This is a genomic window from Amycolatopsis sp. NPDC021455 (assembly GCF_040640995.1).
In the GTDB taxonomy this organism is placed as follows: Bacteria; Actinomycetota; Actinomycetes; order Mycobacteriales; family Pseudonocardiaceae; genus Amycolatopsis.
Genome location: NZ_JBFACT010000003.1, coordinates 409245 through 434881, shown reverse-complemented (window position 1 = coordinate 434881; position 25637 = coordinate 409245). Strand labels below are relative to the sequence as shown.

Below are 25637 nucleotides of genomic sequence, written 5' to 3'. Positions count from 1 at the left end.
GATTAGCCGTCCGGCCGATCTCACCCTTCCAGCAGCCCCAGCCCGACCAGGACGTACGCCAGCGTGCGCCGGTCGCCGCCCGCCGTGATCGACCAGTCCGCGTCGAAGGAGAGCCGGACCTGCCGGTGCGCGTCGAGCCGGACCGGCAGCACCTGCTCGGTCAGGCTCGGTCCGACGTCGGCCTTCGCGACCGGGACGCCGTCGACGGAAACGGTGATGCTGCCGTGCTCGGTGGCGTCGTCCGGCAGGTAGGTCTTCAGCTCGAGCGCCTCGACCGGGGCCGTGGTCAGGACGGGGAACTCGACCGACGGTGCCGCCCAGTCGTCGTGGGCGATGCCGTTCATCCGGCCGGTCACGATCCCCGCGCCGCTGACCAGCCGTTCGCCGTTCGTGCCGCCGGGCCGGAACGAGACGCGGCCGGCCGGGTCGACGACGCGGGTGTCCCGCACCGACCGCTCCGGCGTCCGGTTGCCGTGGACGCGCAGGGGCCGCGGCTGCGGGTGGAACAGCGCGGTCAGCCGCGTCCCGGTGACGAGCCCGAGGTCGAGGAGGCTGTCGTCCAGGACGCCGATCTCGTCGATCAAGGCGACGTGGTCCGCGTTGTCCATGTCGAAGTTGTGGCCGTAGATGCGGTCGACGAACGGGTCGATCACGTTGCCGTAGGGCAGGAACAGGCTCGGGTGCAGGAAGTCGAGGAGCACCGGCAGGACGTCCTGGGCCCGGATGCCCTCGAACCCGTCGGCGGCGCAGTCGACGTCGACGAACTGCTCGTCGATCTGCCCGGTCAGTGCGTTGCGGCGCAGCTCGGGCGGCAGCGTCGCCCAGATCCGGTCCACGACCTCGTGCGCCTCGGGCCACCGGCGGTGCCCGTTGCGGCCGATCATGTCGTGCACGACCAGGACGCCGTCCGCGGTCAGGCTGCTCTTGATCTGGCCGTAGAGGTGTTCGAGGTCGAGCACGTGGTGCAGGGCCTGGAACCCGACGACGACGTCGTGCTCGGCGTCGGCGCGCCAGGTGTTGAAGTCGGCGGTGATCAGCTCGACGCGGTCGGCGACGCCCTGTTCGCGGGCCGACGCCTCGGCCCTCGCCTGCATCTCCGGGTTCAGTTCGAGCAGCCGCAGCCGGACGTTGTCCAGACCTTCGGCGGCGAGGCCGCGCAGCCAGCCGAGCTCCTGGTCGCCGTTGCCGCTGCCCAGCGACAGCACGACGGCGTCCCGCTTCCGCGCGCGCTCGGCGATCTGCCCGATGATCAGCTCGTCGAGCCCCGGGACGCCGAGCGCTTCGAGCTTCGGGCGCACGTGCCGGTTCGACCACCGGTGCGCCGACGGCGGCAGGTTGCCGTGGATCTCCTCCTGGCCGGCGAAGGTTTCGCGCTCCCTGGCCAGCCGCTGGTCGTAGCCCGGCCCTCGGCCACCGCTCATCGCCCGTCCCTCCGAGATCACCCGATCGGGGCCGCCCGTCACCGGCCCGGCGCTAGGATACGGCTGTGTCGTCCCGTCCTCCGTCGCAGTTGCCCACCGAGCAGGGCCTGCCGAGGACCCCGGAGTCGTGGCTCCCGAAGGAGCACAACCTCTACCGGCCCCGGCACAGCAAGCGCCAGCGCACGGCCCTGGCCTGCGCGGCCTTCTTCTTCGTCACGCCACTGCTGCTTTCGGTGGTCGGCGTGCGGCCCGCGGCCTTCGAGAACCGGCCACTGCGCGACTTCCCCAGCCTCGGCGCCGGCTGGGGCTTCTTCACCGGCATGTCCGGCTGGGCGACCGATCACCTCCCGCTGCGGCAAGCCGGGGTCCAGGCCGCCGACGCGATCAGCACCGGCCTCTTCGGCGACCCGCCCGGCTCCGGCCAGGGCACCAGCCACGACGGCGGCACGGTCGGCGTCGACCAGGGCAAGCCGAACACCGGTGACGTCCCCGGGTACGTCTACCCGACGGTGCTCCCGGGCAAGGACGGCTGGATGTACCTCGGCGAGGACGTCAACGCGCGCTGCCGTCCGGTGATGAACACCGACCAGGTCGTCGCCGCGCTCCGGAAGCTGCGCGCCGCCGTGGAACGGTCCGGGCGCAAGTTCGAGCTGGTCATCGCGCCGGACAAGTACAGCGAAGAGCCCTCCCACCTGCCCGACACCTACGTCGGCAAGCCGTGCGCGCAGGCGCGGACCGCCGAGTTCTGGAACCGCGTGCCGCGCGAGACCGGCGCGATCGACCTGCGGCCGGCGCTCGCCGACGCGGAAAAGCGCGTCGGGCACCCGCTGTACGACAAGAACGACACCCACTGGTCGTTCGACGGCGGCCTGGTCATGACGTACGCGCTGGGTGCGGCGATCGCGCCCGGCAGCACCGCCGGCTGGCAGGCGGCACCCAACGGCGTCCGGCCGTGGCCCGCGGACCTGGCCAGGGTGCTCGGGCGCGATGAACAGCGGCAGCTGACGACGTACAGCCTCGCCACCGACGGCGGCGCCGACCGGACCCGCTACATCGCCAGCGACTTCAAGACCCCGCTGCACCTGAGCCAGCCGGACGGCGCCAAGCCCGCCGGCTCGATCGCCCCGAACATGGCGGTGGTGGCCGACTCGTTCACCCAGTTCGCCAGCCCGTTCCTGGCCGCGACCTGCCAGGACGTCACCATCGTGCACGCCGAGACCGTCGCGCAGAGCACCGCGCAGGAAATGACGAGCCTGTTCGCCGACCGCGACATCGTGAGCTTCGAAATGGTCGAGCGCAGCGTCATCGGCGGGTCCTCCGCGCTCCTGCGCGACCAGACCATCGACCTGCTGGGACAGGTGCTCGCCGCGCACCCTCGCTGACCCGGCCGAGGCGTCCACCACACGAAGGTAACGACGGGGTGGTGGGCGACGACCAGGTGAACACACCCGTGCACAATGACTCCGTGCGGCCGCGCTCCCGGTGAGGAGCACCCACACGTTCGCAGGATTCGCAGGCGATATACCCAAGGGGGTACCGGGGTGACCTGGCAGGAAGAGCTGCGCAGGCTTGACGAGGAGCTCGCGGCGGGAAACCTGACGGCCGACGAATACCGGGCGCGACGTGACCGGGTGCTGTCCATGGCCGTCTCGACCGGCGACCAGTCACAGGCCCAGGCCCCCGCCCAGCCCGCGCAGCCGCAGACGCCGAGCACCGCGGCCGACACGCAGATCATCGCACCGGTGTCCCCGCCCGACCACCAGGCGAACGCGGCCGAGGCGACGCAGGTCGTCTCCGCGGCTGACGCGAGTGGCGAGCGGACCCAGGCCGTGCCGCCGTGGCAGCAGCAGCACCCGAACTCGCCGTCGGGCGGGTTCCCGCAGCCGATGCAGCAGCAGCCGCCGCCCCCGTACGGCCAGCACTCCCCCGCCGGCGGGTTCGCCCAGCCGATGCAGCAGAACCCGTGGGGCGCGCCGCAGCAGGACGCCAGTCCGCCGTGGGGTGGGTCGGAGTTCCCGCCGCTGGCGCCGCCGTCGAACAACGCCGACTGGATCAGCCAGGGCCCGGAGAGCTTCCAGACCCAGCCGTCGTCCGGCAAGGGCAAGAAGATCGCCTTCGCCGTCGTCGCGTTCCTCGTGGTCGCGGGCCTCGGCTTCGGCGTCTGGGCGCTGTTCATCAAGGACGGCGGCAGCCCGACGCCGCCGGTGGCGCAGAGCTCGAGCCCGCAGCCGCCGCCCGCACCGACCGTCAAGCCGCTCCCGGAGCCGCCGGCGGCCAAGCCGGAGCCGGGCGACAACTCGTCCGCGCTGATCACCCCGGCCGGCACCACCCGCGCCGGCGGTGGCGATTTCGACATGGACAAGCTGCAGTCGGCCAAGTACCTGCCGACCACGGTCATCGAGAAGCTCAAGCAGAGCGGCATGACCGAGGGCCTGCTCAAGACGACCAAGGACGGCGACGTCACGCTGGGCCTGTTCGCCCTGGAGCTGCCGAACGCGCAGGCCGCGTCCGCGGTGGCCGCCGAGTACGGCAACGCGGAGCAGGAAGGTGGCCTGACGGTCAACCGCAACCTGTCGCTGCACGGCGTCCCGGTCTACTCGGCCGCGGACAGCACCCAGCAGGTCTACCGCGCGGTCTACGTGCTGTACAACCGGGTGATCATCATCGACTCGTTCGGCCCGTCCAAGGACGCGACGCTCAGCTCGTTCAAGACGCTGCTGACCGCGCAGGTCCAGAAGTCGCCGCCGACGGAACGCACCAACAACTAACCCGATCGGGTGAGTTGGGCCGTGTCGGTGAACGCGGTCCCCCTCTCGGACGCCCTCTGAGCAGAGCATCGGCCGGGAGAGGAGGCGCCTTGATCTGGATCTGCCTGGTCGGTGTCCTCGCCGTGGTGTTCCTGGTGCGCGCCTTCCGCGTCGTGCGCCGGGTCAGGCGGGGCGACGCGGCGTGACCAGCCCGGACTCGTAGGCCAGCACCACCAGCTGGGCACGGTCGCGGGCGCCGATCTTCGTCATGATGCGGCTGACGTGGGTGCGGGCCGTCGCCGTCGAGATCACCAGGTGGGCGGCAATTTCGTCGTTCGACAGGCCGCCTGCCACGAGGCCGAGGACCTCGCGCTCGCGGTCGGTGATCTCCCGGACGGCGCTGGTGTCGATGCGCCGGTTCTCCGGCCGCCCGACGAACTCCTGGATCAGCCGTCGGGTGACCGTCGGCGCCAGCAGCGCCTCGCCGCTCGCGACGACCCGCAGGGCGCGCAGCAGCTCGACCGGCTCGGTGTCCTTCAGCAGGAACCCGCTGGCGCCCGCGCGCAGGGCCTCGTAGACGTACTCGTCGACATCGAAGGTGGTCAGAACCAGCACTTTCGTCCCGGCGAGGTCGGGGTGCGCGGTGATCCGGCGGGTGGCTTCGAGGCCGTCGACGCCCGGCATCCGGACGTCCATCACGACGATGTCGGGCCGGTGCTCGACCGCGCCGGCGACCGCTTGCTCGCCGTCGCCGGCCTCGCCGACGACCTCGAAGCCGTCCTCGGTCTCCAGCAGCACGCGGAACCCGGCGCGGACCAGGACCTGGTCGTCGGCCAGCAGGACGCGGATCATGCTTCCCCCTCGATCGGTAGCTCGACGCACACTTCGAAACCGCCGTCGACCGGCCCGGCGGTGCACCGCCCGCCGAGCGCGGCGGCGCGTTCGCTCATGCCGCGCAGCCCGTGGCCCGGCGTCGGCTTCGCGATGCCGCGGCCATCGTCACGCACTTTCATGACGAAAGATCCGGGTTGCCGTTCGAACCGGACGTCGACGTGCTCCGGCCGGTCGGCGTGCCGGACGACGTTGGTCAGCGACTCCTGCAGGATCCGGTAGGCGGCGCCGTCCACGGGGGCCGGGAGGTCGCCCGCCTCGCCGTGGACGTCGACCGTGAGCCCGGCGTCGCGGGCGTGGTCGAGCAGCTCACCGGCTTGGGCGAGGCTCGGCGCGGGCGCCTTGTCCTCGCCGGACCGCAGCACGGCCAGGGTCGCGCGCAGGTCCTTGAGCGCGGACGCGCTGGCCGCCTTGATGTTGAGCAGAGCCTCTTTCGCCTGCTCAGGCCGCCGGTCGGCGACGTGCGCGGCGACGCCGGCCTGGACGTTGATCATCGCGAGGCTGTGCGCGACGACGTCGTGGACCTCGCGGGCGATCCGCAGCCGTTCCTGCTCGGCGAGCCGGTGACGGTGTTCATCGGCCTGCTCACGCCGGGCGGCGAGCGCGTCGAGCTGGTACCGGACGGCGGTACCGACCCCGACGACGGCGACCAGCCAGACGACGAGGAACCCGGCACCGACCGCCAGCGCGAACGACCCCGACGTCGCGATGTGGACCAGGTAGAGGACGGCGAGCGCGGCGGCACCGGTGATCCCGGCGGTCAGCGGACCGCGTTGCCGGGTGAGCAGGAACAACGCGATGGTCGGGACGACGATGACCGGGCCGCCGGGCAGCCCGGAGGAGTAGTAGCCGAACGCGGACGCCGTCGTGGCCAGGAAGAGCGTGAGCGGGAAGCGGTGCACCACGAGCAGCGTCAGCCCGGTGGCGGCCAGCCACGCGACGCCGAGCGGCGTCATCGGTGGCGCGCCGGGCTGCCACCGCGACGCCCCGCTGGTCGCCCCGAGCACGAACCCGGTGACGACGACGGTGCGCACCACGCGCCCCACCCAAGGCGGCCATCTCATGCCGCGAAAACTACCGGCCGGCGGGCCGCGCCGCGTCCGTCGCAGAGCGACACTCGGCGTACGTCGTCAGTCGAAGAAGAGGGGCCGGCTGAGCACGCTGTCGCGGACCGTGATCGGCCAAGCGGGTGATCGTCTGCCAACAAGGTGCTTCGCTGCTTCCGTCGACCAAGCTGGCCGGTCATTCGCTGGTCGAAGCATATTTCGATCCCCGGAAGACCGGCAACACCACAATTACTTTGCGTAATTCTACAAGACGGTGCCAATAGTTGGAATAACTCACAGCACTTACCCGGGGCCGCCAAGTAAAAGGCCGCACTAGTACACCCGAGCCAGGGCGCAACAGTGTCGAATGCACGTGCATGCGGGCGTGCAATTTGGCATAGATAACGAGTTGGAGCGACAACCCGATAACCCGACTCACGGTAGACGTGCCCGCTGACCTGCGACTACACCACACCGCCGACGTGCCAACCGAATTCCGGCTCCCAACAGTCGGAATGGTGGTTCCATAATCGCGACCGATGTGTTTAGAGTAACCGGGTCCACCAAGGAAGTAATATCCTTGACCCCTGTAACGGCTGAAATGATCGCCGCGACTTCGAAACAGGTGGCGTTCGAGGAGCCGACCCCAGATGGGCAAGATCCGGGGCCGGCCGCACTCAGGAGAAGATCCTGAGCACCCCGTCCACCGCCTGAGCGATGGCGAGCACCAGCTGCGCCGCGGTCACCACGCGCCGGGCCTTATGGGCCCGGCGCCCTTCTCCGCGCTGGGATTCCTCCTCCTCCGAAGCGGGATCGTTTCCCTCCGGGGCGGCATCGTCGCCTTCGGAGTGGTGCTTACCCATGCCGTCGTTCCTCCTGTCTTGTCGATGTTCGACCCCCCGTACGGGACTTGGTCGAGCACCACCGAGACAGCACGCCGGCCGGATGAAGCGACCACATCTGAAGGTCCGGAACCTCAGACTGCCGATCCCCCGAAGGTGACCGGCTTCGCGATTAGTGACGTTACGTAAACGCAGGCATGATCGGAAATCGTTAGGATGTGACCTACATCACCACGCGGTCTCATAAGTGTCCCTGCAGAGAACAAATCCCCAGCTCAGAGCCCCGGTGGTCGCAAAGATGACAAAACCTGGGCAGACACGGAAAGCAACATGAATGTCACTCTAACGCGGTGAAATGAGCCGTACGAGCGGCGAGAAATAACCGGACGCTCATTACGTAAAACTGCTAGTCGAAGAAGAGGGGCAGCTTCGCCGCCGTCTCCTCGCAGGCCGGGGTGTAGGTCGACATGGTGATCTCCGACCGGGGGCCGTAGTTGAGGTAGGTGAAGTTGAACTGCAGCAGCCCGACCTCCGGGTGCAGGTACCGCTTGGTGCGGATCGGCTCGGAGTTGACGTCGTGGTGCCCCCACAGCTCGGCGAACAGCGGCGACTCCGCCTTCAGGCGCTTCACCAGCTGCTTCCACGCCGGCTCGGCGACGTGGTCGGCCATCGCCGCGCGGAAGGACGCGATCACGCGCGGGATGTTCGTCTCCCAGTCGAGCATCCGCTTGCGCCACTCCGGGTTGAGCAGGCACTGGACCAGGGTGTTCCGGTCCTCGTACGGGATCGCGTCGACGTCGCCCATCAGCCAGGTGTAGCCGCGGTTGTAGGCCAGCAGGTCGCAGCGGGCGTTGCGGATCGCGACGGGGTACGGCTCGAGCTTCTTGAGCATCAGCGCGAGAGCCGGCGTGATGACCAGGCTGTCCTTTTCGCATTCCGGCTCGGGCGCGCCGGCCAGGCGGAAGAGGTGGGTGTGCTCGTGCGGGTCGAGCCGCAGTGTGCGGGCGATCGCCTGCAGGACCTGCTCGGACGCGTTGATGTCGCGGCCCTGCTCCAGCCACGTGTACCAGGTGACCCCGACACCGGCGAGCTGCGCGACCTCTTCGCGGCGCAGCCCCGGCGTCCGGCGGCGGCCCACGACCGGGAGGCCGACCTGCTCGGGCGTGATCCGCTCGCGCCGGCTGCGCAAGAACCTCGCCAGCTCCTGGCGGCGGAGCTCGGACTCGACAGCAGTGGTCATGGTGCCAGGATGGCACGCCGTCGAAACTGGTACCAGGTAGTGACCGATACCTGGATAAACACCAACTGGTACCAGGTTTGATCCAGGTTGATCGTAGTAGTCATGACCACGACTCAACTCGCGCCGACCGCGGCCGGGGCCCGACTTCGGCCGGGACTGACCCCCGCCGGCCTGGTCACGGTGCTGCTGGGGGCGGCGCTGCCGATCATCGACTTCTTCATCGTCAACGTCGCACTCCCGACGATCGACGCCGACCTCCACGCCTCCACGGCCACCCTGGAACTGGTGGTGGCCGCCTACGGCATCGCGTACGCGGTGCTGCTGGTGGTCGGCGGCCGCCTCGGCGACTCGTTCGGCAGGCGGCGGCTGTTCTTCGCCGGGCTCTGGCTGTTCACCCTGACGTCCCTGGCCTGCGGAATCGCCCCGACGGCCGGCACGCTGGTGGTGGCCCGCGCCGCGCAGGGGGCGGCGTCGGCACTGCTGCTGCCGCAGGTGCTCTCGATCATCCAGGCGACGACGTCGGGCGAGAAGCGGTCACGCGCGCTCGGCCTGTTCGGCGCGACGGGCGGCATCTCGACGGTGGTCGGCCAGCTCCTCGGCGGCGCGCTGGTGGCGGCCGATCTGTGGGGCACCGGCTGGCGGCCGATCTTCCTGGTGAACGTGCCGATCGGCCTGGTGGTGCTGGTGATGGCCCGCAAGCTGCCGGAAAGCCGTGCGCACAACCCGCTGGGCGTCGACCGCCTGGGCACCGCGCTGCTGGCCGTGACGCTGTTGTCGTTGCTGGTGCCGTTGATGGAGGGCCGCGCGCTGGGCTGGCCGGCGTGGTCGATCGCGCTGCTGGCGGTGTCGCCGTTCGCGGCCGCCGCGTTCGTGCACGTCGAACGGCGGCTGGAGCGCCTCGGCGGAACCCCGCTGCTGCCGCCGTCGGTGATGCGGCTGCCGAGCGTGCGGCGCGGCCTGATGGTGGCGATCCCGTTCTTCGGCGCGTTCGGCTCGTTCATGTTCGTCATCGCGATGACGCTGCAGGCCGACCTGCACTTCGGGCCGCTGGGCGCGGGTGCCGCGCTGACGCCGCTGGCGGTCGCGTACTTCACGGTGTCGATGCTGAGCAGCCGCCTGGTGACGCGCTACGGCCAGAAGGTCGTCCCGGTCGGCGGCGCGATCACGGCGATCGGCATGGTGGCGCTGCTGTGCACGACGCTGGCGGCGTGGCCGCACGTGACGATCGTCGACCTGGCGCCCGCGATGGTGGCGATCGGCGTCGGGAACGCGCTGGCGATGACGACGCTGTTCCGGATCGTGCTGTCGCACGTGCCGACGGACCTGGCCGGGGTCGGCAGCGGCGTGATGACGACCAACCAGCAGACGTCGCTGGCCCTGGGCGTGGCGACGCTGGGGAGTTTGTACGCGGCCCTTTCGGGGTCGCTGGGGGGCCGGGACGCGTTCGCGCTGGTGATCGGGCTGGTCGCCGTGCTGGCGGCGGTGGTCGCCGTCACCGGGCGGCGGCTGCCGGACCCGCGGGGGTAGAAATCCCGGATTCACCCGTCGGAAAAGCCGGGCTCCGGACGACTATGAGGGTGTGACGGAACCTCGGGTACGACCGGACCCGGCCTTCGCGCTGCTCGGGCTCTACGAAACCGCGCTGCCGGAGGTCTACGGGTACCTGCTGTCCCGGTGCGGTGACCGCACGCTCGCCGAGGAACTGACGTCCGAGACGTTCCTCGGGGCGGTCGCCGCCTGTCGCAAGGAGTACGCACCTCCAGTGAGCACCGGGTGGCTGATCGGCGTCGCCCGGCACAAGCTCGCCGACCACTGGCGGCGCAAAGAACGTGAGGAACGCGGCCTGCGGCTCGTGCACGACAGCGAGCCGGACGTCGACGACCCGTGGGACGAGCAGCTCGACGCCCTGCGCGCGAGACAGGTGCTCGAATCCCTCGGGCCGCACCACCGGGCCGCGCTGACCCTGCGGTACGTCGACGGCCTCGGCGTGCCCGAGGTCGCCGGCCACCTCGGGCGCAGCGTGCACGCCACCGAGGCGTTGCTCGTGCGGGCCCGTGCCGCGTTCCGGCGTTCCTACGAAGAGAAGGAGGGTCGCGATGCCTGAGCCTTTCGACGCGCTTCGCCGTCCCTCCGAGCGGGTCGCCCCCGACCCGGACTTCGCCGCCGAACTGCGCGACAACCTGCGTCGCCTGATCTTGAACGGAGCCGATATGACGACCACCGAAGCCCCTGCCGCCCACGCCGAACTGCGTTCGCTCACGCCGTACCTGGCCGTTTCCGATGCGCGTGCCGCGCTCGACTTCTACGTCGAGGTCTTCGGCGCGGTCCGCCGCGGCGATCCGATCCTGATGGACGACGGGCGGATCGGGCACGCGGAGCTGGCCATCGGCGACGCCGTATTGATGCTGGCCGAGGAGTACCCCGAGATCGGGCACGTGGCAACGGCCGAGGGGGGCGCGTCGGTGCGGGTCGAGGTCCCGGACGTCGACACCAGCGTGGCCCGCGCGCTGGAACGGGGTGCGACGCTGATCCGCGCGGTGAGCGACTCGCCGTACGGCCGCGGCGGGTCGTTCCGCGACCCGTTCGGCCAGCGCTGGCTGGTGTCGCAGGCAGCCTCCCCGGCGGCGGGCCCGAAGCCCGCGCGGCACGGCGAGGCGATGTACTTCACGTTCCAGGTCCCGGAGGCCGAGCCGGCGAAGTCGTTCTACGGCGCGGTGCTGGGCTGGCAGTTCACCCCGGGTTCCACGTCGGACGCGTGGGGGTTCGCGGGACCGGGGCTCGAGGGCGGGCTGTGGGCCGGCGACCGGCAGGTCGGCTGGAAGCTGATGTACGCGGTCGACGACCTCGAGTCGGCGTTGGCGCGGGTTCGCCAGCAGGGCGGCCAGGCAGGCGAAGTCGAGAACCACCCGTACGGCGACACCGCCGACTGCACCGATAACCAAGGCATCGAGTTCTGGCTCTGGCAGCGGCCGGCGAAGTGAGCAATCCCATCTGCCGGGGTGCGCGGGGAGGCGCACACTCGAAGCATGGCCGGGCAATGGGTGCCGCGTGACCACGACGAGCTGACCGCGGGGTGGCGGTTGTGGCTCGAACTCGGGTCGTCGGCGTGGCCCCGGCCGGACTGGGACGGCACTCCCGGCGAAGCCGTGCGCGGGTTGCGCGAGTTCGTCGGCGCCTGCGACGAGATCCTCGCCGAGTACCTGGCCGGGGGTGGGCCGGCCGACGCCGAAGTCGCCGGGCTGGTGCGTTCGATGCACCTCGCCGCGAGCTGGATCTGCGAGCTGTGGTCGGACGACGACACGCCGCTCGACAGCGAGCGGATGGCGCTGCTGCACGGCGACCTCGCCGGCTTCGCCGACCACGCCCTCGGCGTGCGCACGTTGCTCGCCGAGGGCGGTGGCTGGGCGTCGCTGACGAGCTAACGCCCGACCGCGTAGCCCTGCATTCCGCGTGCGTTGGCCGCTGCGCGCAGGAGCCCGCCGGAGCGGGAGACCGCCGAGAGGCGGCCCAGGGCCCAGTCGCCCGCGTCGACCACCACGTGGCCGCGCGCCCGCAGGGCATCCAATGTGGACGCTCCGAGGCGCGACTCCACCACCAGCTCGCGCGGGCTCCACGAACGCGGGTAGAACGAACTCGGGAACGCGTTCGTGTGCCAGGCCGGCGAGTCGATCGACTCCTGGAGATTGAGCCCGCCGTAGACGTGCGCCAGCCAAAAACACAGCTGCCACTGGTCCTGCTGGTCGCCGCCCGGGGTGCCGAACGCCAGCGTCGGGACGCCGTCGCGCAGGGCCAGCGACGGCGACAGCGTGATGCGCGGGCGCTTGCGCGGCGCCAGGGAGTTCGGCAGGCCCTGCTCCAGCCAGAACATCTGCCCCCGCGAGTCCAGGCAGAAACCCAGCGACGGGATCGTCGGGCTCGACTGCAGCCAGCCGCCCGACGGCGTCAGCGACACCAGGTTGCCCGCCGCGTCGACGACGTCGAGGTGCACTGTGTCGCCGCGCGTCTGACCCTGGGGGCCGACCGTCGGCTCGCCCGTCGCGCCACCCTCCACCTCGACGCCTTGGAGGGAGTCCAGGATCGCCGGGAGCCGCGCCGGACCACGGGCGTCGCCGGGGCGAAGGTCACCAGACGCCGTGTCGGTGATCAATGCACGTCGCTCGTCGGTGTATGACGTCGAAAGCAGCACGTCCAGGGGCACGTCGGTGTCGCCGTACCACGCCTCACGGTCCGCGAAGGCCAGCTTCGCCGCTTCGACCGCCAGGTGCACCGTGCGCTCCGACGGCACGCCGTCCACATAGGACAGCTCGTCGCGGAAGCCGTGCAGCAACAGTGCCTGCTGCAGGAGCGCGGGGCCCTGCGTCCACCCGCCCATCTTGACCAGGCGCCAGTCGCCGACGTCGGCGAACACCGGGTCTTCGTACGACGCCGACCACGAAGCCAGGTCGTCACCGGTCAGCAGACCCGCGTGGTCGCGGCCGGAGTCGTCGCGGAACGCCGTGCGGCTGAACTCGTCGATCGCCTCCGCGACGAACCCCTGCGACCAGGCACGACGTCCCGCGTCGAGCTGCGCTTCCCGCCCGGAGACGGACTCCGCCTCCCGCAGCAGCCGCTCCCACGTGTCGGCCAACGCCGGGTTCCGGTGCAGGCCGGACGCGGGCTTGCCGTCCGGCATCCAGAGCGCCGCCGACGTCGGCCAGTGCTCGGCGAACAAGCGGGACACGGCGCTGATCGTGTCGCCGACTCGCGACACCAGCGGAACGCCGTTGCGCGCATAGCCGATCGCATACGACAGCACCGAGCGAAGAGATTTCGTGCCGTAGTCGCGAAGCAGCAGGAGCCAGCCGTCCCAGGCACCCGGGACGGTCGCCGGGAGCAACCCGCTGCCCGGGATCATGTCCAGCCCCAGGGAGGCGAAGTGCTCGGGCGTGGCCCCCGCGGGCGACGGCCCTTGGCTCGCCAGCGCCCGCGGGGTCGGGTCGTCCGCCGTCACGAAGAGGCCGGGCACCTGGCCGGCCGGGCCGCACAGGTGCGGCTCGGCGACCTGCAGGACGAACCCGGCCGCGACCGCCGCGTCGAACGCGTTGCCGCCGTCCTCCAGCACCGCCATCCCGGTGGCCGAAGCCAGCCAGTGCGTCGATGCCACCATTCCGAAGGTGCCGGCGAGCTCCGGCCTCGTCGTGAACATGCCCCGATAGTACGCAAAGCTAAGGAACTTACCAGCGGGCCGGACGCCGCCGTTCCGGCTCGTACGGCTGCGTGATGATTTCCATCCCGTTCCCGCCGGGATCGAGGAAATAGACACCACGGCCGCCGTGGTTGTGGTTGATTTCGCCGACCTGCTTTCCCATCGGGTCGGCGTGGTAGGTCACGCCCGTTTCGACGAGCCGCGCGAAGACGGCGTCGAAGTCCTCCTCCGGGATCAGGAAGCAGTAGTGCTGCAGGCGCAGGTCCTCTTCGGGGATGGTCGCGAAGTCCAGCCGGACGCCGTTGCGCGTCTCGACGGGAATGAACGGACCCCATTCCTCCCCGACTTCGAGGCCGAGCAGGTTCGCCAGAAATTCGGCGGATTCCCGGTTGTTCCGGGACGGGACGATCAGATGGTTCAATTCAACGGAAACGGAAACCGACACGGTTGAAATGCCTCCAGGGCACTCCCGCCACCTCCATGCCTCACCCAGCCGGTGACCGACACGCGATGCCGTGCCGATCACCTTAACCAAGGAGGCGGTTTCAGGAAACCTTGATTCGCGCCGCCGCCCGCGGCCGTCCGACGCCCTGCCAGGACAGCCCCGCCGCCACGATCACCCGCGGGTCGAGCAGGTTGCGCGTGTCGACGACGTCGATGCCCTCCATGAGCTCGGCCATCGTGGCCCAGTCGAGGTGCTTGAACTCGGCCCACTCGGTCAGCACGACGACGGCGTCCGCGTCCTTCGCGACCTGGTAGGCGTCGTCGACGACGGTCATCCCGGCGATCCCGCCGTCCACGGCCGGATCGTAGGCGGTCAGTTCGGCGCCCAGCGCGCACAGGACCGAGGCCACCGCGAGCGCGGGCGAGTCTCGCAGGTCGTTGGTGCCGGCCTTGAAGGCCAGGCCCAGCACGCCGATCCGGGCGCCGGCCAGCGTCCCGCCGACCGCGCCGGCGATCTTCGCGACGATCCGGTCGCGCTGGGCGATGTTCTCGTCGATGGCCGAGGTCAGCATGCGGAAGTCGTAGTTGACCGACTCGGCGACCTTCACCAGCGCACTGGTGTCCTTCGGCAGGCAGGAGCCGCCCCAGCCCGGGCCCGGCTTGAGGAAGGTCCGCCCGATCCGGCGGTCGTACCCCATGCCTTCGGTGACGAGGTCGATGTCCGCGCCCAGCCGTTCGCACAGTTCCGCGATCGAGTTGACGTAGGAGAGCTTCAGCGCGAGGTAGCAGTTCGCGGCGTACTTGACCAGTTCGGCGCTGGCCGCGTCGGCGACGACGACCGGCGCGTCGAGCTCGGCGTACAGCTCGCCGACCCAGCGCGCGGCCGCGAGGTCGTCCGAGCCGACCACGATCCGGTCGGGCCCCAGGAAGTCGGCGACCGCGGTGCCTTCGCGGAGGAACTCCGGGTTCGACACCACCGGCACGTCGGTCCGGCCGAGCATCTCCTGGATCCGCTTCGACGTCCCGACCGGCACGGTCGACTTGGTGACCAGCGCGCAGCCGGTGGGCAGGACGTCGCCGATTTCGGCGGCCACGGCCTCGACCGCGCGCAGGTCCGCGGAGCCGCCCGCGCCCATCGGCGTCGGCACGCAGAGGAAGACCGCCTGCGCGTCGCGGACCGCGTCCCGCGCGCCGACGACGAACTGCAGGCGTCCCGCCGCGATCCCGCGGGTGACGAGGTCGGCGAGCCCGGGTTCCAGGATGTCCACGCGTCCGGCGGCGAGCCGGGACACCTTCGCGCGGTCGACGTCCACACAGGTGACGGAATGACCCAGACCGGCCAGGCAGGCCCCCGTGGTCAATCCGACGTAACCGGTTCCTACCACCACGATCCGAGCTGGCGTCATGCTGCTGAAGGTGACAGCCGGAGTTGACCACGACGCTAACGGAACCGGTCGCCCCCGGAAGCGGTGAGCGAAGACACGAACCACCGATGCGAACGAGCGTTAACCTTGGTCCGGCGAATCGGAGCAGCGAAGGGAATCGCACAGATGCAGATCACCGACACCGCGGCGCTCGTCACCGGAGGTGCGTCCGGCCTCGGCGGGGCCACGGCGAAGGCCCTGGCGGCCAAGGGCGCGCGGGTGTTCGCGCTCGACCTGGCCTCGTCGATCGAGAAGGCCGAGCAGATCGACGGCATCACCTACGTCGAGGCCGACGTCACCGACGTCGATCAGGTCGAGGCGGCCGTCGCGACCGCTTCGGGCTCCGGCGTGCCGCTGCGGACCGTGGTGAACTGCGCCGGCATCGGGCCGTCCGCGCGGATCCTGTCCAAGAAGGGCCGCCACGACCTCGCGCTGTACGCGAAGGTCATCCAGATCAACCTGGTCGGGACGTTCAACGTGCTGACCATCGCCTCCGAGGCGATCGCGAAGACCGAGCCCCTCGAGGACGACGCTCGCGGCGTCATCATCAACACCGCGTCCATCGCCGCGTTCGACGGCCAGATCGGACAGGTCGCCTACTCGTCGTCCAAGGGCGGCGTCGTCGGCATGACGCTCCCCGCGGCCCGCGACCTGGCTTCGCAAGGCATCCGCGTGCTGACGATCGCGCCGGGCATCGTCGACACGCCGATGCTCGCCACGGTCAGCGACGAGTTCCGCGCGGCGCTCGCTTCCGGCGTCCCGTTCCCGAAGCGGCTGGCGCGGCCGGACGAGTACGCGCAGCTCGCGCTGTCGCTCATCGACCACGACTACCTGAACGGCGAGGTCGTCCGCATGGACGGCTCGCTGCGGATGGCCCCGCGCTGACCCCCGAGGGCGGAGCTTTCACGGGAAAGCTCCGCCCTTGCCGGTCAGCGGGTGAGGCGCACCTCGAGGCCGATGCCGTCGGTGGTGACCGAGCAGCCGCCGAACGCGCTCTCCGCGGCCAGCGCCTCGAATTGCGCCGGGGTGAACGCGCGGCGCCGCAGCCACGCCAGCGTCCGCCGGACGGTGAAGCCGGCGACCACGCCGACGTTCATGCCGGCGACCTCGCGCTCGATGTCCGCACCGGTGGCCTCGTGGTTGAGGTCGTGGATCACCGCGAACCCGCCGGGGCGCAGCACCCGGTGCATCTCGTTCAGCGCCGTCACCGGCTGCCGGAAGTTCTTGAACGCGGCTTGGCAGACGACGAAGTCGAACGACTCGTCCGCGAACGGCGCGTTCGTGACGTCACCTTGGCGGAAGTCGATCTCGAGCCCCGCGCCGTTTTCCCGGGCGATCTCCACCATCGTGTGGCTGATGTCGAGCCCGGTGACGCGGTAGCCGCGCTTCGCCAGCTCCACGGCGAAGAAGCCCGGGCCGGGCGCCACCTCCAGGATTTCCGCGCCTTCGGCCAGCCCGGCGGTCACTTCGGCCGCCTGCCGCCGGTACTGCGCGAGCTGGGCCTCGGTCCCCCGGTTCTTGGCGTACCAGCGGGCCTGGAAGCCCTCCATCTCGGGCACCTTGTGCTTGCGGGTCGTCTCCATCGGTTCCTACCTCTCCACGAACTCCCCCAGGTCGTCCGGGAATTCGCCGGTTTCGTGGTAGCGCCGCCAGGCGTCGATGCCCGGCAGGGCGCCGGTGGTCAGTTCTTCGAGGAAGCCGCGCACCCAGCGTGCTTCGGCTTCCGTCATCGCGAGGCCGTACTCGACCTCCACCAGGAACAGCCGCGGCATGAGCGGCCGCAGCCGTTCGAGCGCCGCGCGGTGCGCCTCCGCGCGTTCACCGAGCTGCTCCAGCCGCTCCCGCAGCCGGCTGATCGCCTGGTCGGGCCCCAGAACGCCGATCATCGACAGCCCGGACCGGAACCGCGGCGGTTCCGGGTCGACCGTGCCGACGAGCTCGCGGACCCAGTCCTCGAACTCCTCGTGCCCGGCCGGGGTGATCCGGTAGACCGTCCGCTCGGGCCGCCCGCCGTCCTTCACGCTCTCGACGGCCTCGATGAAGCCGTGTTTCTCCAGGTTGGCGACGACGGTGTAGAGCGAGCCCCACTTGATCGGCAGGTCGGCGTCCTTGCCGCGCTCCTTGAGCACGGCCGCCATCTCGTACGGGTGCATGGGGCGTTCCAGCACGACGGACAGCACGGCCAGACCGAGCAGGTTGCCGACCTTCCGCCGCTGCATCTCGACTCCTCGTCTACGAGTACTCGCAGACGAGTATGCACGTAGACGCGTCGGTGGGCAAGTGTCTTAGCCGGTGAACTACTCAGAGATCGAACATGTACGGCACTTCGACCTGGGCTCGCGCGCTGATCCACTCGCGCAGCGCCCGCGTCGCGAGGACGTCGTCCTCGTTGTAGCGCAGCAGCCGTTCGCGCTGGTCGTCGTCCGGCTTCTCGCCGTCCATGCCCACGGCGTCGCGGTACCAGCGCATCGACGCCTCGCCGCCCGCTTCGGGGTCGCGCCACGAGAACCCGGCCACCGGCGCGATGACCTTCAGGCCCTTGCCGTGGGAGCACAGGAACTGGTCGGTGACGCTGCGGAAGAGGTCCACCCACTGCTCGGAGTCCACAAAGGACTGAATTTCCTTCTTGGCCGGGACGCCCGGGTGGTCGCCGAAGCGCTCGACGGAACCGAAGAGCCAGCGGTTCTCGGCGAGCGCGTTGTAGCAGTAGGCGCGGAAGGTGAGCCCGGCCGCTTCGGTGCGCTCGCGGACATCGGTGAGCCAGGCCCAGAACTCGGCGAAGGACCGGGCCTCGTCGTCCGTGGGCAACGGGTCCCACGTCGCGAAGGCGCGGTAGCCCCGCGGGACGCCGATGTCGGCGCCGCTGAGCAGGCAGCCCCAGAGGTACGCGCCGGCGTCGCCGAAGCTCTCCATGTCGACGTCGACCTCGACGTCGGCGCGCGGCACGTCGACTGCCTCGACGCGGCGCACCAGCGTCAGGTCGGCCAGCCAGGCCCTGGCGAGCACGACGGCGTCCGGGAACGTGACGCCGGTCCAGTTCACCGCCGGCGGCTCACCCGCCGGGTCGAGCGCGGCCAGCTTGTCCACAGTGGACACGCCGGCGCGGCGCAGCTCGACGGCGTCTTCGCCGCGGACGACGAGGCTGACGTCCCGGGTCTCGGTGAGCACGACCTCGCACGTCGGCCACCACGGGCAGCGGCGGCACTCCAGCACCCGCGACGGCTCCGCGAGGGGCGCCTCGCCGTTCGCGGCCGCGGTGGCGATGGCGAGCCGGTCGGCGAACCGGACCTGGTACTCGGTGAGCGCGTCGCGCCCGCCGGGCCAGGTGCCCGCGGTGAGGTCGTGCCAGACGACGACGTCGGCGTCGAGGCCGATCACGCCGCCGAGCGTGAGGCTTTCGTCGGCCTGCCCGAGCGTCTGCAGCATGCGGCGGATGTGCACGAGCCGGAGCTGGTCACGCGGCTGCGAGCGGACTTTGCGGCCTTCGTCGGCTTTTCGGTGTCCCGGATCGAGGTCGGTCAGTTCGGTGACGATCGCGCCGGCCCCGCGGTCGGTGATGCGGTGGCGCACGACGAGCACCGGGACGTAACCGCGGGCGGTGCGGACGAGCAGGTCAATCCCGCCCCGCCGGTGCCCGGCCGGATCGACCGGCAACAGCGCACCCCAGATGTACCGGGCTTCGGCGGCGAAGGCCTGCTCGGTCTGCTCGACGCGCTCGTGCGCCGGCAGGTCGCGGCCGATCTTGACCCAGTGGCCGGGGTTGGCCGCCATGAGCCGGGTGACGATGTCCTCGCGGTGCGCGGTGGCGTCGGCGATCCGCTGCTGCGCGGTGGGGTCCGGCGGGGAGAGGGGGACCTCGCGCATGGCGGGGTCGTGTTCGAGGTGCACGCGGCGGCGGCAACGGCTGACCGCTCCCGCGTCGAGTACCACCTCGGTGTTCATGGAGATCACTCTAGATTGGTTCCCACCGCCGAGCCGACATGCCCACCACGTGCACGACCAGTAAGTTCGACCCCGACACGTCGCAGGAGGTGCCATGGCGCGCAAGGCCAAGGTCGAGGGTGAAGCCAGGTTCACCCCTAAGAGGGCGAAGAACGCGGTCGCGGTGGCGAAGGTGGTCGGCCCGGCGGTGATCCCGGTGGTAGCACCGCTAGCGGTCCGCGCGGCGGGCGTCGCCCGGGAGGCGTACGACCGCTACCAGGCACGCAAGCTGGGGGTTTCGGTCGACCAGCTGGGCTCGTACACGGGCCGCGGCGCGGCTTTGCACGCCCGGATCGCGGGCTTGGCGGAGGGGTGCCGGGACCTGCAGAAGTCGGAGAAAGCGTCGAAGGCGGACACGGAGTTCGTCCAGGGGGCACTGGGGACCTTGGAACAGCTGTCGGCCTCGGTCCGCGCGGCGGAGCGGATGCCGACAGCGCGCCGGAAGTCGGTACACCGGGCGGTGGCCGGCGAGCTGGAGCGGCTGGAAGGCCAGCTGCTGCACCGGCTGGGGATCTGAGCGCGGCCCCTGCCCTATCCCTGGGGGCTCCGGCAAAGTCGCTTTCAGGTGCCTCCCCGTCGTGGACGGCAACGCTGAGGAACAACTCGCGCTCCACCCAGACCTCCCCCGCCGCCCCGATACGAAGCCAGAACACGGCCGGTAGTGCCGGGTCAAGGCACGCTTTCCCGCCTTGACGCGGTACTGCCGGCCGTAGTCACAATCCGGCTTCGGGGTGGTGGGCCACCGAACTGCGAGCGAAGGCGCAGTGCCGGAGAGCCCCGCCCCGAAACTCCCCCGCCCTCCCTGGGCAGGGTTCCGGCAAAGTCGATCGCTGCCGCGGTGCTCCGTGGTGGAAGTGGCGCTGTGCGCTGCCGGCCAGGTGTCGCGAATGACTCATTCGGGACGTGCGCGGTCCCCAATGAGTCATTCGCGACCTTCGGCAGCGTGACAGGCCTCGGCTACCAGCGTCGCAGCAGTCACGGAGGGCGGGCCGGAGACTCGGGCGGCCGACGGACCTGCATGCCCGGAGTCCGGGCGCGACTTTGCCGCAGCCCCACCCCCGAACGGCAGCCCCCGCCACTCCCTGGGGGGCGTCCCCTGTCCAGTCTATCGAGAGTGGCGGGCGAAAAGGGGCTCCGCGGAAATCTGTGGACAACTCCGGGTCTGTGGATGGCTGATTTGACGAACGGCCGGGCGGTGTGGTCGCCGCCCGGCCGTTCGGTTACTTCACGAAACCCTTCTTGACCATCCAGTCGTGGGCCACCTTGCCCGCGTCCTGGCCGTCGACGTCGACCTGTTTGCAGAGCTCCACCATCTGCTCGTTGTCGATCGCCGCGCTCACCTTCTCCAGTGGGCCGCGGACTTCCGGGTGCTGCTTCAGCCACTCCGTGCGGAGCGTCGCCACCGCGTTGTACTGGGGGAACGCCTTCTTGTCGTCCTCCAGGACCCGCAAATTGAGCCCCGAAATGCGGCCGTCCGTGGTGAACACCTCGCCCACCGGGCAGGTTCCGCTCGCCACCGCCGAATAGATGGTGCCGATGCCGAAGTTCTTCACCGTCGGCTTCTGGAAACCGTACGCCTTCACCGCCGCCGGGAAGCCGTCCTGGCGGCTGGTGAACTCCGTTTCCAGGCAGAACACCGCCTGGTCCGGCTTCTGCTTGATGAACGCCGCCAAGTCCGATGTCGTCTTCAGATCGTTGGCAGCGCCGTAGGCCTCCGTCACCGCGAACGCGTACTGGTCGTTCAGCGGCGAATAGTTCAGCCACGTGACGCCGAACTTCTCCTCGTCCGCCTTGGCCGTCGCCTCGTACTGGGCCTTTTCGCCGCCGGGGACCGGGAGCTCGTTGCCCTGGTAGTTGATCCAGCCCGTGCCCGTGTACTCCCACGTGACGTCGGTCTGGCCGGACAGCAGCGCCTGCCGGGAGGAGTTCGACCCCTTGATGTCGGACAGGTCCACGACGTCCGCGCCGGCCGCCGTCAACGCCATCTCGGCCATGTACGCCAGGATGATGTTCTCGGTGAAGTCCTTCGACCCCACCGTCACCTTCACCCCCTGCAGGGACGGGATCGGCTGGATCGAGCCCGGCCGGATGTCGTACGGCACCGCCTGGTTGACCGTCAGGCCGCAGGACGACAACGTCACGCCCAGCAGCGCCACGAGGGCCAGTCGCCGGAGTTTCATCGCAGCCCCTTCGGTCCGAAGTACTGTTCGGCGACCGCGCCGAGCCAGTCGACCAGCAGCGCCAGCGCGACGGCCAGCACCGAGCCCGTCACCAGCACCGGGGTCAGGTTCAGCTTGTAGCCGGTGTCGATGAGCAGCCCGAAGCCGCCGGCGTTGACGAACATGCCGAACGTCGCCGTGCCGACCGCCAGCACCAGCGACGTGCGCAGGCCCGCCAGGATCAGCGGGACCGCCAGCGGGAGCTCGACCCGCCAGAGCACCGCCGACGCCGACATCCCGATGCCGCGGCCCGCGTCGATCAGGGCCGGGTCGACCTGCTGGATGCCGACCATCGTGTTCCGCAGCACCGGCAGCAGCGAGTAGAACGCCAGCGGCAGCGCCGCCACCCAGATCCCGCCGGTCGCGCCGGTGATGATGAACCACAGCACCAGCACGCCCAGCGCGGGCGCGGCCTGGCCGATGTTCGCGATGGCCAGGAAGATCGGCGCCAGGAACCGCGCCCACGGCCGCGTCACCAGGATCCCGAGCGGCACCGCGACCAGCACGACGATCGCCGTCACCACGAGCGTCATGAGCACGTGGTCCCACAACGCCGTGAGCAGCGAAGACGCGTTGAGCGTCTCCTTCTCCGTCGCGTTCAGGCCGCTGGAGAACACCGACACCAGCGTCACCGCGACGATCACCAGCACCGCGACCGGCTGGGCGAACAACCGGACGCGTTCCGCGCGTTTGGAGCCGGACTCGGTGCTGAAGCCGGTGTCGACGACAGCCGTCATGCCGGCACCTCTTCGTCGTTCGTGTGCTCCTCGCGCAGCTGCTGGATGGTCGCGATCACGGTGTCCAGCTGGATGGTTCCCGCGTACTCGCCGCGCGCGCCGGTGACCGGCACCGAACCGCCTTCGGCGAGCATCGCCTCGAGCGCGTCCTGCAGCGTCGACTGCAGGCTGACGACGTCGCGCAGCGGCTTGCCGAGGTTGGCCAGCGAAGACGCCGACGTGAGTTCGCGTGCGTGCACCCACCGCGTCGGACGGCGGCGCGCGTCCAGCACGAGCGCGAAGTGCCGCCGCGACTTGTCGAGCTTCTCCCGCACCGACGCGGGCGACTCGTCGACGGTCACCGTGAGCGCGTCCTGCTGGAGTTCGACGTCGCGGACGCGCAGCAACGTCAGCTGCTTCAGCGACGCGCCCGCGCCCACGAACCCCGCGACCGTGTCGTCGGCCGGGTTCGCCAGGATCGCTTCGGGCGTGTCGTACTGCAGGATCGACGACTGGTTGCCGAGCACCGCGATCTTGTCGCCCAGCTTCACGGCCTCGTCGAAGTCGTGCGTGACGAACACGATCGTCTTCTTCAGCTCGCTCTGCAGCCGCAGCAGCTCGTCCTGCAGGTTGCCGCGGGTGATCGGGTCGACCGCGCCGAACGGCTCGTCCATCAGCAGCACCGGCGGGTCCGCGGCGAGCGCCCGCGCCACGCCGACGCGCTGCTGCTGGCCGCCGGACAGCTGGCGCGGGAAGCGGTCGCGGAAGTCGGCCGGGTCCAGCCCGACCAGGTCCATCATCTCCTCGACCCGGTCGTTGACCTTTTTCTTGTCCCAGCCCAGCAGCCCCGGCACCACCGCGATGTTCTGCGCGACGGTGAAGTGCGGGAACAGCCCGGCCTGCTGGATGGCGTAGCCGATGCGACGGCGCAGCGTGTCGACCTCGAGCTTCAGCGCGTCCTCGCCGCCGATGGTGATCCGGCCGGACGTCGGCTGGACCAGCCGGTTGATCATCCGCATGGTCGTGGTCTTGCCGCAACCGGACGGACCGACGAACACGACGATCTTGCCCGCGGGCACGACCATCGAGAAGTCGTTGACGGCCGCCTCGCGGGTGCCGGGGTACCGCTTGGTCACGTGCTCCAGCTCGATCTCGACGCCGGAGACTTCCTCGTTCTCAGCCACGGACACCCCTAGAGACGGTGAAGCGCTTGATCAGGACGTAGACGCCGTCGAGGAGCAGGGCGAGGATGACCACCCCGACCGTGCCGGTGACGGCTTGGTTGAGGGAGTTCGTGCTCCCCGCGTTCGTGAGCCCGGAGAAGACCTCGGCGCCGAAGCCGGGCCCCTTCGCGTAGGCCGCGATCACCGCGATGCCCATCAGCATCTGGGTGGCCACCCGCATGCCGGTGAGGATCGCCGGCCAGGCCAGCCGCAGCTCGACGCGGGTGAGCACGCCGAAGCGGCTCATCCCGATGCCGCGGGCGGCGTCGGTGACCGCCGGGTCGACGCCGTCGAGCCCGACGATGGTGTTCCGGACGATCGGCAGCAGGCCGTAGAGCACCAGCGCGATCACGGCCGTCGTCGGACCGAGCCCCGAGAGGGGGATCAGCAGGCCCAGGAGGGCGAACGACGGGACCGTGAGGATCGTGCTCGCCAGCGCCGTGGCCACCGCCGAACCGATCGGGCTGCGGTACACCGCGACCCCGATCAGCACGCCGAGGACCGCGGCGATGATGGTGCACTGCACCACCATGCTCGTGTGCAGGTAGGCCTCCAGCCACAGCTTGCTCGCCCGGTCGGAGATGTAGTCGAAGAGGTTCATCCGTGTTCGCTCTCCCGCCCTTCGTGCCGGCCTTCACCCGAACGGGCTAGTGCCTGACCGACGGCTCAGTACCCAGCGACCGACCCGGCCAAACCCCCGTCTTCGGCCCACCGTGGCCTACCCGCTGGAGTTCGGCAAGAAATTGCCTGAACCACGCCATGGTGTGGAACGTGAACTCGGTGTGTGCTCAGTTCACGGGATCACACGCTCACGCGGGAGCAGACCCCTTAGGCTGCTCTTCATGAGCGATCCAGTACGGCGTCCCGCCGTACTGGGCGCTACCCGCGGAGTGTTGCTCGCCGTGAGCGCCGGAGCGCTCTCCGTCACCGCACACCGGCTCGCCGACGGCGGGCTGCCGGATCCGGCCATGACCGTGCTGCTCACCGGCCTCTTCGGCTGGACCGCGGCCGCGCTCGCCCGCAAGGCCCGCGGGCCGCTCGCCACGATCACCCTGCTGGGGGCCGCCCAACTGGTGATGCACCTGCTGCTCACCACGCTCGCCGGCCACCACGACATGTACGCGATGCCCGGCACCGGGCTCGGCATGATCACCGCGCACACCGTCGCGACCCTGCTGACCGCGCTCCTGCTCGCCCGCGCGGACGCGATGCTCCTCACGGTGCTGGCCGTGCTGCGCGCGATCCTGCCGCGGCTGCTCACGCCGCTGCCGGTGCCGGCGGCACCGGCGCTCGTGCCTGTCCGCGTCGACGCGCCGAGCCACCTCGTCGGCGTCGACCTGCGCCGGATCCGTGGGCGGCGCGGCCCGCCCGTTCACTCCTGAAACCCAGCTCTTCCCCGAAACAGCGGCCCCCCGAGGCCGCTGCCCCTTCTTGAGTTCATCAGGAGTGAACCCATGTCCCTGCACGTCTTCAAGCGCGCCGGCGTCCTCGCCGCCACCGTCGGTGTCGCCGGTCTCCTCGGCGCGGGCGTCGCGTCCGCGCACGTCACCGCCAACGTCTACGGCCCGCAGCCCGCGAAGGGCGGCTACGCGGCGATCGTCTTCCGCGTGCCGAGCGAGGAAAAGGACCCGATCACCACCACGAAGGTGTCCGTCGACTTCAAGGCGGACTACGGCATCGGCTCGGTGCGGACCAAGCCGGTGCCCGGCTGGACCGCCCAGGTGACCAAGTCCAAGCTGCCCGCCCCGATCACCAAGGACAACGGCACGCAGATCACCGAAGCCGTCACCGCGGTGACCTGGACCGCGCAGCCGGGCAGCGAGCTCAAGGCCACCGACTACCAGGAGTTCTCGGTGAGCTTCGGTCCCCTGCCGACCAACGTGGACCAGGTCGAGTTCCCGGCCCACCAGACCTACAGCGACGGCAAGGTCGTCGACTGGAACCAGCCGACCCCGGCGAACGGCGAGGAGCCGGAGCACCCGACGCCGACGGTCAAGCTGGCCGCGAAGGCCGAGGGCGACGGCGATCACGCCGCGATGGGCGCGAACACGGCGACCACGACCGGGGAGCACACTGAAGCCGCCGCGGCGGCGTCCGACAGCACGGCCCGCTGGCTCGGCGGGGCCGGCCTGCTCGTCGGCGCCATCGGCCTCGGCGTCGGGGCCGGTGCGACCATCCGGGCCCGCAAGGCCACGGCCAAGTCGGGAGGCGACAGCTAGATGCGCGGTGTGCCTATCGTTACCAATCCGACCGGCAGT

The 25637-nt window shown here is 70.4% G+C and carries 25 protein-coding genes; 10 read left to right on the top strand and 15 right to left on the bottom strand.

Annotation, left to right across the window (positions count from 1 at the left end; translation table 11 throughout):
* Positions 1–20: 20 nt before the first annotated feature.
* Positions 21–1421, bottom strand: a complete 1401-nt coding sequence (locus AB0G28_RS07320) for a class I SAM-dependent methyltransferase (RefSeq protein WP_361084046.1) — start codon at positions 1419–1421, stop codon at positions 21–23.
* Between the two features lie 65 nt (positions 1422–1486).
* Here AB0G28_RS07320 and AB0G28_RS07315 point away from each other — a divergent pair, with 65 nt between their 5' ends.
* Together AB0G28_RS07315 and AB0G28_RS07310 are read left to right on the top strand one after the other, a co-directional pair.
* A complete protein-coding gene (locus AB0G28_RS07315) occupies positions 1487–2803 on the top strand; it encodes a hypothetical protein (RefSeq protein WP_361084043.1) in 1317 nt (438 codons plus the stop codon).
* A 159-nt stretch (positions 2804–2962) separates the two neighbouring features.
* Complete coding sequence (locus tag AB0G28_RS07310; protein WP_361084040.1) at positions 2963–4189, top strand: DUF1707 domain-containing protein; 1227 nt, start codon at positions 2963–2965, stop codon at positions 4187–4189.
* A gap of 162 nt (positions 4190–4351) precedes the next feature.
* Here the strand turns inward: AB0G28_RS07310 and AB0G28_RS07305 are convergent, their stop codons facing one another.
* The 4 genes from AB0G28_RS07305 to AB0G28_RS07290 form a co-directional block, all read right to left on the bottom strand.
* Positions 4352–5020: a response regulator transcription factor gene (locus AB0G28_RS07305; RefSeq protein WP_361084037.1), complete on the bottom strand. Its 669-nt coding sequence runs from the start codon at positions 5018–5020 to the stop codon at positions 4352–4354.
* Positions 5017–6123 carry a sensor histidine kinase gene (locus tag AB0G28_RS07300; protein ID WP_361084034.1) on the bottom strand — a complete coding sequence of 369 codons (1107 nt, stop codon included), beginning with the start codon at positions 6121–6123 and terminating at the stop codon, positions 5017–5019. Before AB0G28_RS07300 ends, AB0G28_RS07305 begins: the two co-directional genes overlap by 4 nt.
* Before the next feature lie 659 nt (positions 6124–6782).
* Positions 6783–6968: a hypothetical protein gene (locus tag AB0G28_RS07295; RefSeq protein WP_361084032.1), complete on the bottom strand. Its 186-nt coding sequence runs from the start codon at positions 6966–6968 to the stop codon at positions 6783–6785.
* A gap of 385 nt (positions 6969–7353) precedes the next feature.
* Positions 7354–8187, bottom strand: coding sequence for a helix-turn-helix transcriptional regulator (locus AB0G28_RS07290; protein ID WP_361084029.1), 834 nt, complete (start codon positions 8185–8187; stop codon positions 7354–7356).
* 102 nt (positions 8188–8289) lie between these two features.
* On the opposite strand from AB0G28_RS07290, the gene AB0G28_RS07285 reads away from it, so the two are divergent.
* The 4 genes from AB0G28_RS07285 to AB0G28_RS07270 are packed head-to-tail and all read left to right on the top strand — an operon-like array spanning position 8290 to position 11609.
* Positions 8290–9714 (top strand): MFS transporter, encoded by a 1425-nt coding sequence (locus AB0G28_RS07285; RefSeq protein ID WP_361084026.1) that lies wholly within the window; start codon positions 8290–8292, stop codon positions 9712–9714.
* A 52-nt stretch (positions 9715–9766) separates the two neighbouring features.
* On the top strand, positions 9767–10291 hold the full coding sequence (locus tag AB0G28_RS07280; RefSeq protein ID WP_361084023.1) for a sigma-70 family RNA polymerase sigma factor: 525 nt from the start codon (positions 9767–9769) through the stop codon (positions 10289–10291).
* Complete coding sequence (locus AB0G28_RS07275) at positions 10284–11168, top strand: VOC family protein (RefSeq protein WP_361084020.1); 885 nt, start codon at positions 10284–10286, stop codon at positions 11166–11168. Before AB0G28_RS07280 ends, AB0G28_RS07275 begins: the two co-directional genes overlap by 8 nt.
* Before the next feature lie 45 nt (positions 11169–11213).
* Positions 11214–11609 carry a hypothetical protein gene (locus tag AB0G28_RS07270; protein ID WP_361084017.1) on the top strand — a complete coding sequence of 132 codons (396 nt, stop codon included), beginning with the start codon at positions 11214–11216 and terminating at the stop codon, positions 11607–11609.
* Here the strand turns inward: AB0G28_RS07270 and AB0G28_RS07265 are convergent.
* From AB0G28_RS07265 to AB0G28_RS07255, 3 genes are all read right to left on the bottom strand, one after another.
* Entirely contained in the window at positions 11606–13372 is a 1767-nt protein-coding gene (locus AB0G28_RS07265; RefSeq protein ID WP_361084014.1) for a gamma-glutamyltransferase, read from the bottom strand. The two genes, AB0G28_RS07270 and AB0G28_RS07265, sit on opposite strands and share 4 nt — an antisense overlap.
* 28 nt (positions 13373–13400) lie before the next feature.
* Positions 13401–13793: a VOC family protein gene (locus AB0G28_RS07260; protein WP_361084011.1), complete on the bottom strand. Its 393-nt coding sequence runs from the start codon at positions 13791–13793 to the stop codon at positions 13401–13403.
* Positions 13794–13917: 124 nt separating this feature from the next.
* Complete coding sequence (locus AB0G28_RS07255) at positions 13918–15222, bottom strand: UDP-glucose/GDP-mannose dehydrogenase family protein (RefSeq protein WP_361084008.1); 1305 nt, start codon at positions 15220–15222, stop codon at positions 13918–13920.
* 144 nt (positions 15223–15366) lie between these two features.
* On the opposite strand from AB0G28_RS07255, the gene AB0G28_RS07250 reads away from it, so the two are divergent.
* Entirely contained in the window at positions 15367–16125 is a 759-nt protein-coding gene (locus tag AB0G28_RS07250) for an SDR family NAD(P)-dependent oxidoreductase (RefSeq protein ID WP_361084005.1), read from the top strand.
* A gap of 44 nt (positions 16126–16169) precedes the next feature.
* Here AB0G28_RS07250 and AB0G28_RS07245 read toward each other — a convergent pair whose 3' ends face one another.
* The 3 genes from AB0G28_RS07245 to AB0G28_RS07235 all read right to left on the bottom strand — a co-directional run bounded on the left by AB0G28_RS07245 (position 16170) and on the right by AB0G28_RS07235 (position 19182).
* Positions 16170–16823 carry a class I SAM-dependent methyltransferase gene (locus AB0G28_RS07245; protein WP_361084002.1) on the bottom strand — a complete coding sequence of 218 codons (654 nt, stop codon included), beginning with the start codon at positions 16821–16823 and terminating at the stop codon, positions 16170–16172.
* 6 nt (positions 16824–16829) lie between these two features.
* The gene (locus AB0G28_RS07240) at positions 16830–17459 is read right to left on the bottom strand and encodes a PadR family transcriptional regulator (protein ID WP_361084000.1); all 630 of its coding nucleotides are present in this window, start codon (positions 17457–17459) and stop codon (positions 16830–16832) included.
* Between the two features lie 82 nt (positions 17460–17541).
* On the bottom strand, positions 17542–19182 hold the full coding sequence (locus AB0G28_RS07235) for a TM0106 family RecB-like putative nuclease (RefSeq protein WP_361083998.1): 1641 nt from the start codon (positions 19180–19182) through the stop codon (positions 17542–17544).
* Positions 19183–19276: 94 nt separating this feature from the next.
* On the opposite strand from AB0G28_RS07235, the gene AB0G28_RS07230 reads away from it, so the two are divergent.
* A complete protein-coding gene (locus tag AB0G28_RS07230) occupies positions 19277–19738 on the top strand; it encodes a DUF6474 family protein (RefSeq protein WP_361083995.1) in 462 nt (153 codons plus the stop codon).
* A gap of 703 nt (positions 19739–20441) precedes the next feature.
* On the opposite strand, the gene AB0G28_RS07225 is transcribed toward AB0G28_RS07230, so the two are convergent.
* Genes AB0G28_RS07225 through AB0G28_RS07210 form a run of 4 tightly spaced genes read right to left on the bottom strand, consistent with a single transcriptional unit; the run spans position 20442 to position 23980 of the window.
* Positions 20442–21401, bottom strand: a complete 960-nt coding sequence (locus AB0G28_RS07225) for a glycine betaine ABC transporter substrate-binding protein (protein WP_361083992.1) — start codon at positions 21399–21401, stop codon at positions 20442–20444.
* Complete coding sequence (locus AB0G28_RS07220) at positions 21398–22177, bottom strand: ABC transporter permease (protein WP_361083989.1); 780 nt, start codon at positions 22175–22177, stop codon at positions 21398–21400. Before AB0G28_RS07220 ends, AB0G28_RS07225 begins: the two co-directional genes overlap by 4 nt.
* Positions 22174–23340, bottom strand: a complete 1167-nt coding sequence (locus tag AB0G28_RS07215; RefSeq protein ID WP_361083986.1) for an ATP-binding cassette domain-containing protein — start codon at positions 23338–23340, stop codon at positions 22174–22176. The genes AB0G28_RS07220 and AB0G28_RS07215 overlap by 4 nt, the downstream gene beginning before the upstream one ends.
* Positions 23333–23980, bottom strand: coding sequence for an ABC transporter permease (locus AB0G28_RS07210; RefSeq protein WP_003068987.1), 648 nt, complete (start codon positions 23978–23980; stop codon positions 23333–23335). The genes AB0G28_RS07215 and AB0G28_RS07210 overlap by 8 nt, the downstream gene beginning before the upstream one ends.
* A gap of 292 nt (positions 23981–24272) precedes the next feature.
* On the opposite strand from AB0G28_RS07210, the gene AB0G28_RS07205 reads away from it, so the two are divergent.
* Together AB0G28_RS07205 and AB0G28_RS07200 are read left to right on the top strand one after the other, a co-directional pair.
* Complete coding sequence (locus AB0G28_RS07205; RefSeq protein WP_361084165.1) at positions 24273–24761, top strand: hypothetical protein; 489 nt, start codon at positions 24273–24275, stop codon at positions 24759–24761.
* A gap of 72 nt (positions 24762–24833) precedes the next feature.
* On the top strand, positions 24834–25598 hold the full coding sequence (locus AB0G28_RS07200; RefSeq protein ID WP_361083982.1) for a YcnI family protein: 765 nt from the start codon (positions 24834–24836) through the stop codon (positions 25596–25598).
* Positions 25599–25637 lie beyond the last annotated feature (39 nt).

Bases quoted from the DNA above. Each gene is read 5' to 3' on its own strand.
- AB0G28_RS07320 (WP_361084046.1), bottom strand. From the start codon at position 1,421: ATGAGCGGTGGCCGAGGGCCGGGCTACGACCAGCGGCTGGCCAGGGAG.
- AB0G28_RS07305 (WP_361084037.1), bottom strand. From the start codon at position 5,020: ATGATCCGCGTCCTGCTGGCCGACGACCAGGTCCTGGTCCGCGCCGGG.
- AB0G28_RS07300 (WP_361084034.1), bottom strand. From the start codon at position 6,123: ATGAGATGGCCGCCTTGGGTGGGGCGCGTGGTGCGCACCGTCGTCGTC.
- AB0G28_RS07295 (WP_361084032.1), bottom strand. From the start codon at position 6,968: ATGGGTAAGCACCACTCCGAAGGCGACGATGCCGCCCCGGAGGGAAAC.
- AB0G28_RS07290 (WP_361084029.1), bottom strand. From the start codon at position 8,187: ATGACCACTGCTGTCGAGTCCGAGCTCCGCCGCCAGGAGCTGGCGAGG.
- AB0G28_RS07285 (WP_361084026.1), top strand. From the start codon at position 8,290: ATGACCACGACTCAACTCGCGCCGACCGCGGCCGGGGCCCGACTTCGG.
- AB0G28_RS07275 (WP_361084020.1), top strand. From the start codon at position 10,284: ATGCCTGAGCCTTTCGACGCGCTTCGCCGTCCCTCCGAGCGGGTCGCC.
- AB0G28_RS07270 (WP_361084017.1), top strand. From the start codon at position 11,214: ATGGCCGGGCAATGGGTGCCGCGTGACCACGACGAGCTGACCGCGGGG.
- AB0G28_RS07265 (WP_361084014.1), bottom strand. From the start codon at position 13,372: ATGTTCACGACGAGGCCGGAGCTCGCCGGCACCTTCGGAATGGTGGCA.
- AB0G28_RS07255 (WP_361084008.1), bottom strand. From the start codon at position 15,222: ATGACGCCAGCTCGGATCGTGGTGGTAGGAACCGGTTACGTCGGATTG.
- AB0G28_RS07250 (WP_361084005.1), top strand. From the start codon at position 15,367: ATGCAGATCACCGACACCGCGGCGCTCGTCACCGGAGGTGCGTCCGGC.
- AB0G28_RS07245 (WP_361084002.1), bottom strand. From the start codon at position 16,823: ATGGAGACGACCCGCAAGCACAAGGTGCCCGAGATGGAGGGCTTCCAG.
- AB0G28_RS07240 (WP_361084000.1), bottom strand. From the start codon at position 17,459: ATGCAGCGGCGGAAGGTCGGCAACCTGCTCGGTCTGGCCGTGCTGTCC.
- AB0G28_RS07235 (WP_361083998.1), bottom strand. From the start codon at position 19,182: ATGAACACCGAGGTGGTACTCGACGCGGGAGCGGTCAGCCGTTGCCGC.
- AB0G28_RS07230 (WP_361083995.1), top strand. From the start codon at position 19,277: ATGGCGCGCAAGGCCAAGGTCGAGGGTGAAGCCAGGTTCACCCCTAAG.
- AB0G28_RS07225 (WP_361083992.1), bottom strand. From the start codon at position 21,401: ATGAAACTCCGGCGACTGGCCCTCGTGGCGCTGCTGGGCGTGACGTTG.
- AB0G28_RS07220 (WP_361083989.1), bottom strand. From the start codon at position 22,177: ATGACGGCTGTCGTCGACACCGGCTTCAGCACCGAGTCCGGCTCCAAA.
- AB0G28_RS07210 (WP_003068987.1), bottom strand. From the start codon at position 23,980: ATGAACCTCTTCGACTACATCTCCGACCGGGCGAGCAAGCTGTGGCTG.
- AB0G28_RS07200 (WP_361083982.1), top strand. From the start codon at position 24,834: ATGTCCCTGCACGTCTTCAAGCGCGCCGGCGTCCTCGCCGCCACCGTC.